8 protein-coding genes and 1 pseudogene are annotated in these 8,835 nt (G+C 57.4%); 8 read left to right on the top strand and 1 reads right to left on the bottom strand.

Translation table 11 applies throughout. The features are described from left to right. Positions 1–150: 150 nt before the first annotated feature. Positions 151–1,326: a Na+/H+ antiporter NhaA gene (nhaA, locus tag HMPREF9538_RS08530; protein WP_004192071.1), complete on the top strand. Its 1,176-nt coding sequence runs from the start codon at positions 151–153 to the stop codon at positions 1,324–1,326. Positions 1,327–1,380: 54 nt separating this feature from the next. After that, positions 1,381–2,277, top strand: coding sequence for a transcriptional activator NhaR (nhaR, locus tag HMPREF9538_RS08535; RefSeq protein ID WP_002887961.1), 897 nt, complete (start codon positions 1,381–1,383; stop codon positions 2,275–2,277). 119 nt (positions 2,278–2,396) lie between these two features. On the opposite strand, the gene rpsT is transcribed toward nhaR, so the two are convergent. After that, complete coding sequence (gene rpsT / locus HMPREF9538_RS0128080; RefSeq protein ID WP_002887965.1) at positions 2,397–2,660, bottom strand: 30S ribosomal protein S20; 264 nt, start codon at positions 2,658–2,660, stop codon at positions 2,397–2,399. A gap of 116 nt (positions 2,661–2,776) precedes the next feature. On the opposite strand from rpsT, the pseudogene HMPREF9538_RS33380 reads away from it, so the two are divergent. The 6 genes and pseudogenes from HMPREF9538_RS33380 to ispH all read left to right on the top strand — a co-directional run. Next, positions 2,777–2,982: pseudogene (locus HMPREF9538_RS33380) on the top strand (DUF2575 domain-containing protein); the annotation flags it as partial. A 7-nt stretch (positions 2,983–2,989) separates the two neighbouring features. Then, positions 2,990–3,928 carry a bifunctional riboflavin kinase/FAD synthetase gene (gene ribF, locus HMPREF9538_RS08540; protein ID WP_002887969.1) on the top strand — a complete coding sequence of 313 codons (939 nt, stop codon included), beginning with the start codon at positions 2,990–2,992 and terminating at the stop codon, positions 3,926–3,928. Between the two features lie 43 nt (positions 3,929–3,971). Beyond that, positions 3,972–6,788 carry an isoleucine--tRNA ligase gene (gene ileS / locus HMPREF9538_RS08545; protein WP_004212580.1) on the top strand — a complete coding sequence of 939 codons (2,817 nt, stop codon included), beginning with the start codon at positions 3,972–3,974 and terminating at the stop codon, positions 6,786–6,788. Then, positions 6,788–7,288 (top strand): signal peptidase II, encoded by a 501-nt coding sequence (gene lspA / locus HMPREF9538_RS08550; RefSeq protein WP_002887973.1) that lies wholly within the window; start codon positions 6,788–6,790, stop codon positions 7,286–7,288. Before ileS ends, lspA begins: the two co-directional genes overlap by 1 nt. A gap of 115 nt (positions 7,289–7,403) precedes the next feature. After that, positions 7,404–7,853 carry an FKBP-type peptidyl-prolyl cis-trans isomerase gene (gene fkpB / locus HMPREF9538_RS08555; protein WP_002887976.1) on the top strand — a complete coding sequence of 150 codons (450 nt, stop codon included), beginning with the start codon at positions 7,404–7,406 and terminating at the stop codon, positions 7,851–7,853. A gap of 1 nt (position 7,854) precedes the next feature. Then, complete coding sequence (gene ispH / locus HMPREF9538_RS08560; RefSeq protein ID WP_002887979.1) at positions 7,855–8,805, top strand: 4-hydroxy-3-methylbut-2-enyl diphosphate reductase; 951 nt, start codon at positions 7,855–7,857, stop codon at positions 8,803–8,805. Positions 8,806–8,835 lie beyond the last annotated feature (30 nt).

The raw sequence follows: 8,835 nt of genomic DNA, 5'->3' as shown, positions 1-8,835 counted from the left end.
GCCTTTGCTGCCCGGGCTTTTTTTCGCCTTAGAACTCCCCTTTAACTCGTAAAAAGCGAATATTAGCGCAACTTAAATCTGATTTTTTCGAGTTATCAGTATGTGTATTATGCTTTTATCGAGTTATTCACCAACAGGATGAAAGTAAAAGTGAAACATCTGCAACGATTCTTTAGTAGCGATGCTTCCGGCGGCATTGTCTTAATTATCGCCGCCGCGCTGGCGATGGTGATGGCCAATACCAGCGTGACCAGCGGTCTGTATCACTCCTTCCTTGAGACGCCAGTACAGCTGCGTGTGGGCGCGCTGGAGATCAACAAGAACATGCTGTTATGGATCAATGATGCCCTGATGGCGGTGTTCTTTTTGCTGATTGGCCTGGAGGTCAAGCGTGAGCTGATTCAGGGGTCGCTGGCGAGCCGCCGTCAGGCGGTCTTCCCGGTGATAGCCGCGCTGGGCGGCATGATCGTCCCGGCCCTGGTCTACCTGGCCTTTAACGCCCAGGATCCTGTCGCCAGAGAAGGGTGGGCGATCCCGGCGGCGACGGATATTGCCTTTGCCCTCGGCGTGCTGGCGCTGTTAGGTAGCCGGGTCCCGACGGCGCTGAAGATTTTCCTGATGGCGCTGGCGATTATTGATGACCTCGGGGCTATCGTGATTATCGCGCTGTTTTATACCCACGACCTGTCCATGCTCTCGCTGGGCGTGGCGGCGGCGGCGATCGCGGTGCTGGTGGCCCTGAATCTGAGCGGCGTGCGGCGTACCGGGATCTATATTCTGGTTGGCGCGGTGCTGTGGACGGCGGTGCTGAAGTCTGGCGTTCACGCGACCCTTGCCGGGGTGATTGTCGGCTTTATGATCCCGCTCGAGGAAAAGCATGGCAAATCGCCGGCCAAAGCGCTTGAGCATGTCCTGCACCCGTGGGTGGCGTTTATGATCCTGCCGCTGTTTGCCTTCGCGAACGCGGGGGTCTCACTGCAGGGGGTCACCCTTGCCGGGCTGACGTCGCTCCTGCCGCTGGGCATTATGGCTGGCCTGTTTATCGGTAAGCCGCTGGGGATTAGCCTGTTCTGCTGGCTGGCCCTGAAGCTGAAGTGGGCTTCGCTGCCGGAGGGTACCACCTGCAAGCAAATTATGGCGGTGGGGATCCTGTGCGGGATTGGCTTTACGATGTCGATTTTCATCGCCACCCTGGCCTTTGGCAGCGTGGATCCCGCGTTGATCAACTGGGCCAAGCTTGGCATTCTGATCGGCTCAGTGCTATCAGCGGTCGTCGGCTACCTCATACTGCGTCAGCGCGTGACGGATACTCGCCTCGCGGTATAACCTTTCTGCAGGAGAGCCCGCCAGGCTCTCCTGGACATTATCAGGGAGAGAAGCATGTCACATATTAACTACAATCATCTGTACTACTTCTGGCACGTGTATAAAGAAGGGTCCGTCGTGGGCGCGGCGGAGGCGCTGTTTCTGACGCCGCAGACCATTACCGGGCAGATCAAAGCCCTGGAGGAGCGCCTGCAGGGGAAATTATTTAAGCGAAAGGGAAGGGGGCTTGAGCCGAGCGAGCTGGGGGAGCTGGTTTTTCGCTATGCCGACCGGATGTTTACCCTCAGCCAGGAGATGCTCGACATCGTCAACTATCGCAAAGAGTCGAACCTGCTGTTTGACGTCGGCGTGGCCGATGCGCTCTCGAAACGGCTGGTCAGCGGCGTGCTGGATGCCGCCGTCGTTGAGAGCGAGCAGATTCATCTGCGCTGTTTTGAATCCACTCATGAACTGCTGCTGGAGCAGCTGAGCCAGCATAAGCTCGACATGATTATCTCTGACTGCCCGATCGACTCGACGCAGCAGGAAGGGCTATTTTCGGTGAAGATCGGCGAGTGCAGCGTCAGCTTCTGGTGCATGAATCCGGCGCCGACGAAGCCGTTCCCGGCCTGCCTCGAAGAGCGGCGGCTGCTGATCCCCGGCCGGCGATCGATGCTGGGACGTAAGCTGCTGAACTGGATTAACGTGCAGGGCCTGAAGGTGGAGATCCTCGGCGAGTTTGACGACGCGGCGCTCATGAAAGCCTTCGGCGCCGCACATAATGCGATATTTGTCGCGCCGACGCTCTACGCGCATGATTTCTACCATGATGAATCGATTGTCGAAATTGGCCGTATGGATAGCGTGATGGAGGAGTATCACGCTATTTTCGCTGAACGAATGATTCAGCACCCGGCGGTACAGCGTATCTGTAATCGCGATTATTCGTCGCTGTTCACCGAACCCCGATAGCCGGAAGGCGTGGGCTGGCGTGGCTCAGATCGCGCCAGCGTGCGCTACCGGGGGAAGATGATAGGCATAAAAAAACCCGCTTTCGCGGGTTTCTTTAACAAAGTTCAGCAAGCAGGCGATTAAGCCAGTTTGTTGATCTGTGCAGTCAGGTTTGCTTTATGACGCGCAGCTTTGTTTTTGTGGATCAGACCTTTAGCAGCCTGACGGTCCACGATCGGTTGCATTTCGTTAAATGCTTTCTGTGCAGCAGCTTTGTCGCCAGCTTCGATAGCTGCGTATACTTTCTTGATGAAAGTACGCATCATAGAGCGACGGCTTGCGTTGTGCTTGCGAGCCTTTTCAGACTGAACGGCGCGCTTCTTAGCTGATTTGATATTAGCCAAGGTCCAACTCCCAAATGTGTTCTATATGGACAATTCAAAGGCCGAGGAATATGCCCGTTTAGCCTTCTTTTGTCAATGGATTTGTGCAAATAAGCGCCGTTTAACACCACAGCGCTTCATTACGTAGTGATGGCGCAAGATTCTACCAGCTTGTTGCAGGCGAATACAGCTTTTCCACCATAAAAATCGCCGGGCGCGGCCAGTTTTCCCGCTTTCTCGCGCTGAGTGAATGAATTCCTGAGAACTTTCGTTGCCGAGGTGCAATCGCTGGTTAACGTTGACAGTTGTACAAGGTATACTCGGACGATTTTCACTGTTTTGAGCCAGACATGAAGCTGATACGCGGCATACATAATCTCAGTCAGGCCCCGCACGGGTGCGTGCTGACCATTGGTAATTTCGACGGCGTGCATCGTGGGCATCAGGCGCTGCTGCAGCGGTTGCGCGAAGAGGGCCGCCAGCGCGGTTTACCGGTCGTGGTGATGATTTTTGAACCCCAGCCGCTGGAGCTCTTTGCCGCAGATAAAGCCCCGGCGCGATTGACCCGCCTGCGTGAAAAGCTGGGCTATCTGGCTGAAAGCGGGGTTGACTATGTATTGTGCGTTCGCTTTGACCGCCGGTTCGCCGCGCTAACCGCGCAGGATTTTATCAGTGAACTGCTGGTGCGTCGCCTGGGCGTGCAGTTCCTCGCCGTTGGTGACGATTTCCGCTTTGGCGCTGGTCGCCAGGGGGATTTCTTGTTATTACAAAAGGCGGGGGCGGAATATGGCTTCGACGTCACCAGTACCCAAACCTTCTGCGAAGGCGGGGTGCGAATCAGCAGCACGGCGGTACGCCAGGCGCTGGCCGATGACGATCTCCTGCTGGCGGAGACGCTGCTCGGCCATCCGTTTAGCATCTCCGGACGCGTCGTGCATGGTGATGAACTAGGCCGAACCATAGGTTTTCCGACGGCGAACTTACCGCTGCGTCGTCAGGTTTCCCCGGTTAAAGGGGTCTATGCGGTAGAAGTGACAGGGCTGGGTGACAAACCGATAGCGGGCGTCGCCAATATTGGCACCCGTCCAACGGTTGCGGGCGTGCGTCAGCAGCTCGAAGTACATCTGTTGGACGTTGTAATGGACCTCTACGGTCGCCATATCAATGTAATACTGCGTAAAAAGATACGTAACGAGCAGCGGTTTGCGTCGCTGGACGAGCTGAAGGCGCAAATCGCACGTGATGAGTTAACGGCCCGCGAATTATTTGGGCTGACCAGCCAGGCCTGAGCCACTGGTGTTTATCAAACCGAAATACGGAACCGAGAATCTGATGAGTGACTATAAATCGACCCTGAATTTGCCGGAAACAGGGTTCCCTATGCGTGGCGACCTCGCCAAACGCGAACCGGGAATGCTGGCGCGTTGGACCGATGATGACCTGTACGGCATCATTCGTGCAGCCAAAAAAGGCAAAAAAACCTTCATTCTGCATGATGGCCCTCCTTATGCGAATGGCAGCATTCATATTGGTCACTCGGTAAACAAGATTCTGAAAGACATTATCGTTAAGTCCAAAGGACTGACGGGCTATGACTCGCCTTACGTTCCGGGCTGGGACTGCCACGGTCTGCCGATCGAGCTGAAAGTGGAGCAGGAATACGGCAAGCCGGGTGAGAAATTTACCGCTGCCGAATTCCGCGCTAAGTGCCGCGAATATGCCGCCGAGCAGATCGATGGCCAGCGTAAAGACTTTATCCGTCTCGGCGTGCTGGGCGACTGGTCGCATCCGTACCTGACCATGGACTTCAAAACCGAAGCCAACATCATCCGCGCGCTGGGCAAAATCATCGGTAATGGCCACCTGCATAAAGGCGCCAAACCGGTGCACTGGTGCGTAGACTGCCGTTCCGCGCTGGCGGAAGCGGAAGTGGAGTATTACGACAAAACCTCTCCGTCTATCGATGTCGCGTTCCACGCGGTAGACAAAGCCGCGGTACTTGCGAAATTCGGCGTAGCCGACGTCAACGGTCCGGTGTCGCTGGTTATCTGGACCACCACGCCGTGGACCCTGCCGGCCAACCGCGCTATCTCTCTGTCTCCTGAGTTCGACTATGCGCTGGTGCAGGTTGACGGCCAGGCGCTGATCCTGGCGAAAGACCTGGTTGAGAGCGTAATGAAGCGCGTTGGCGCGACGGACTACACTATTCTGGCGGCAGTACAAGGTTCTGAGCTTGAGCTGATGCGCTTTAAGCATCCGTTCCTCGATTTCGACGTGCCGGCGATCCTTGGCGACCACGTGACGCTGGATGCCGGTACCGGTGCGGTGCATACCGCTGGCGGCCACGGTCCGGACGACTACACCATCAGCCAGAAATACGGTCTGGAAATCGCCAACCCGGTTGGCCCGGACGGCGCTTACCTGCCTGGCACCTGGCCGTCTCTGGACGGCATTAATGTTTTCAAAGCCAATGACATCATCGTTGAGATGCTGCGTGAGCGTGGCGCGCTGTTACACGTTGAGAAACTGCAGCACAGCTATCCATGCTGCTGGCGCCACAAGTCGCCGATCATCTTCCGCGCCACTCCGCAGTGGTTCGTGAGCATGGATCAGAAAGGCCTGCGCGCGCAGTCGCTGAAAGAGATCAAAGGCGTGCAGTGGATCCCGGACTGGGGCCAGGCGCGTATCGAATCGATGGTCGCTAACCGCCCTGACTGGTGTATCTCCCGTCAGCGCACCTGGGGCGTGCCGATGTCGCTGTTCGTGCATAAAGAAACCCACGAACTGCACCCGCGTACCCTTGAGCTGATGGAAGAAGTGGCAAAACGCGTTGAAGTTGACGGCATCCAGGCGTGGTGGGATCTCGATTCCCGCGACATTCTTGGCGATGACGCCGACAGCTATGAGAAAGTGCCGGATACCCTCGACGTCTGGTTTGACTCCGGGTCGACCCACTCTTCCGTGGTTGACGTGCGTCCGGAATTCGCCGGTCACGCCGCCGATATGTATCTGGAAGGTTCTGACCAGCATCGCGGCTGGTTCATGTCCTCGCTGATGATTTCCACGGCGATGAAAGGCAAAGCGCCATATCGCCAGGTACTGACCCACGGCTTCACCGTCGACGGTCAGGGCCGCAAAATGTCCAAGTCTATCGGCAACACCGTTAGCCCGCAGGACGTGATGAACAAGCTCGGCGCCGATATCCTGCGCCTGTGGGTGGCTTCCACCGACTACACCGGCGAAATGGCGGTCTCTGACGAGATCCTCAAACGCGCCGCCGACAGCTATCGTCGTATCCGTAATACCGCGCGCTTCCTGCTGGCGAACCTTAACGGTTTCGATCCGGCGAAAGACATGGTTAAACCGGAAGAGATGGTGGTGCTGGACCGCTGGGCGGTCGGCTGCGCGCAGGCGGCACAGGAAGATATCCTGAAAGCCTACGAATCCTACGACTTCCATGAAGTGGTGCAGCGCCTGATGCGCTTCTGCTCCATCGAGATGGGCTCGTTCTACCTCGACATCATCAAAGACCGCCAGTACACCGCCAAGGCGGACAGCGTGGCGCGTCGCAGCTGCCAGACCGCGCTGTTCCATATCGTGGAAGCGCTGGTGCGCTGGATGGCGCCGATCATGTCCTTCACCGCAGATGAAATTTGGGGCTATCTGCCGGGCGAGCGTGAGAAATATGTCTTCACCGGCGAGTGGTATGAAGGTCTGTTCGGCCTGGCCGACGACGAAGCGATGAACGACGATTTCTGGGACGAGCTGCTGAAGGTGCGTGGCGAAGTCAACAAGGTGATCGAGCAGGCGCGTGCGGATAAGAAAGTCGGCGGCTCGCTGGAAGCGGCAGTCACGCTGTATGCTGATGCCGATCTGGCGGCTAAGCTCAATGCGCTGGGCGATGAATTGCGATTTGTCCTGTTGACCTCCGGGGCGAACGTCGCAGACTATGCGAGCGCGTCCGCTGATGCGCAGCAAAGCGAACTGCTCAAAGGGCTGAAAGTCGCATTGAGTAAAGCTGAAGGTGAGAAATGCCCGCGCTGCTGGCATTACACCACCGATATCGGCAAGGTGGCGGAACACGCGGAAATCTGCGGACGCTGTGTGAGCAACGTCGCCGGTGACGGCGAGCAACGTAAATTCGCCTGATGAGTAAATCGATCTGTTCAACGGGGCTACGCTGGCTGTGGGTGGTCGTAGCCGTGCTGATTATCGATCTGGGCAGCAAATTCCTGATCCTCCAGAACTTCGCTCTGGGGGAGACGGTTCCGCTGTTCCCGTCGCTTAATCTGCATTATGCCCGCAACTATGGCGCGGCCTTTAGCTTTCTCGCCGACAGCGGCGGCTGGCAGCGCTGGTTCTTTTCCGGGATCGCGATCGGTATTTGCGTAGTGCTGACGGTGCTGATGTACCGTTCGAAGGCGACGCAAAAGCTGAACAATATTGCCTACGCGCTGATTATCGGCGGCGCGCTGGGCAACTTGTTCGATCGCCTGTGGCATGGCTTTGTGGTCGATATGATCGACTTCTACGTCGGCGACTGGCATTTTGCCACCTTCAACCTCGCCGATAGCGCGATCTGCATCGGCGCAGCGCTGATTGTGCTGGAAGGCTTCCTGCCGAAACCGACTGTGAAAGAGCAGGCGTAAATCTCAATGCCGGGTGACGTGACGCTTACCCGGCCTACAGAATTTTTGGCCCCCGTAGGCCCGGTAAGCGTAATGCCGCCGGGCACCGGGTGACCTAAACAAGCGAGCAATTTGCATGTCTAAATCCGTACAGAGCAACAGCGCGGTACTGGTGCACTTCACTCTGAAACTGGACGACGGCTCCACTGCCGAGTCCACCCGCAGCAACGGCAAACCGGCGCTGTTTCGCCTCGGCGACACCTCTTTGTCTGAAGGGCTGGAGCAACAGCTTCTCGGTTTGAAAGAGGGGGAGAAAAAGGCCTTTTCGCTGGAGCCTGACGCCGCCTTTGGCGTACCCAGCCCGGACCTGATTCAGTATTTCTCTCGCCGCGAGTTTATCGACGCTGGCGAGCCGGAGATCGGCGCGATTATGCTCTTTACCGCAATGGATGGCAGCGAAATGCCTGGCGTGATCCGCGAAGTGAACGGCGATTCCATCACCGTTGACTTCAACCATCCGCTGGCCGGGCGCACTGTTCATTTTGATATTGAAGTGCTGGAGATCGATCCGGCGCTGGAGGAGTAACATGCAGATCCTGTTGGCTAACCCGCGCGGTTTTTGCGCTGGCGTTGACCGCGCTATCAGCATTGTAGAAAACGCGCTGACGCTGTATGGCGCACCGATCTATGTTCGTCATGAAGTGGTGCACAACCGCTATGTGGTGGATAGCCTGCGCAAGCGTGGCGCCATTTTTATCGAACAGATCAGCGAAGTGCCGGACGGCGCGATCCTGATTTTCTCCGCCCACGGCGTGTCGCAGGCGGTACGCAACGAAGCGAAGAGCCGCGACCTTACGGTGTTCGATGCCACCTGTCCGCTGGTGACCAAAGTCCATATGGAAGTCGCCCGCGCCAGCCGCCGCGGCGAAGAGTCGATTCTGATTGGCCATGCCGGCCACCCGGAAGTCGAAGGCACCATGGGACAGTACAACAACCCGCAAGGGGGGATGTACCTGGTCGAGTCGCCGGAAGACGTGCTGAAGCTGGAAGTGAAAAATGACGCCCGGCTGTCGTTTATGACCCAGACCACGCTCTCCGTCGACGATACCTCGGATGTGATTGACGCCCTGCGCGCGCGTTTTCCGAAAATCGTCGGCCCGCGCAAAGACGACATTTGCTATGCCACCACTAACCGTCAGGAAGCCGTGCGCGCGCTGGCAGAGCAGGCTGACGTAGTGCTGGTGGTCGGGTCGAAAAACTCCTCCAACTCTAACCGCCTCGCCGAGCTGGCGCAGCGGATGGGTAAGGCGGCTTACCTGATTGACGACGCCTCCGATATCCAGGAAGCGTGGGTCAAGGATGCGGCCTGCGTCGGCGTGACGGCGGGCGCGTCGGCGCCGGATATTCTGGTGCAGAACGTCATTACCCGCCTGCAGGAGCTGGGCGGCGGCGAAGCCGTGCCGCTGGAAGGCCGGGAAGAGAATATCGTCTTTGAAGTGCCGAAAGAGCTGCGTGTGGATGTCCGTGAAGTAGAGTAAGTTCTTTCCTCCAGCAGTATGAGAAGATTG

The organism is Klebsiella sp. MS 92-3, from assembly GCF_000195655.1.
In the GTDB taxonomy this organism is placed as follows: Bacteria; Pseudomonadota; Gammaproteobacteria; order Enterobacterales; family Enterobacteriaceae; genus Klebsiella; species Klebsiella pneumoniae.
The sequence above is the reverse complement of the archived record's forward strand: the minus strand, read 5'-3'. Positions and strand labels throughout refer to the sequence as shown.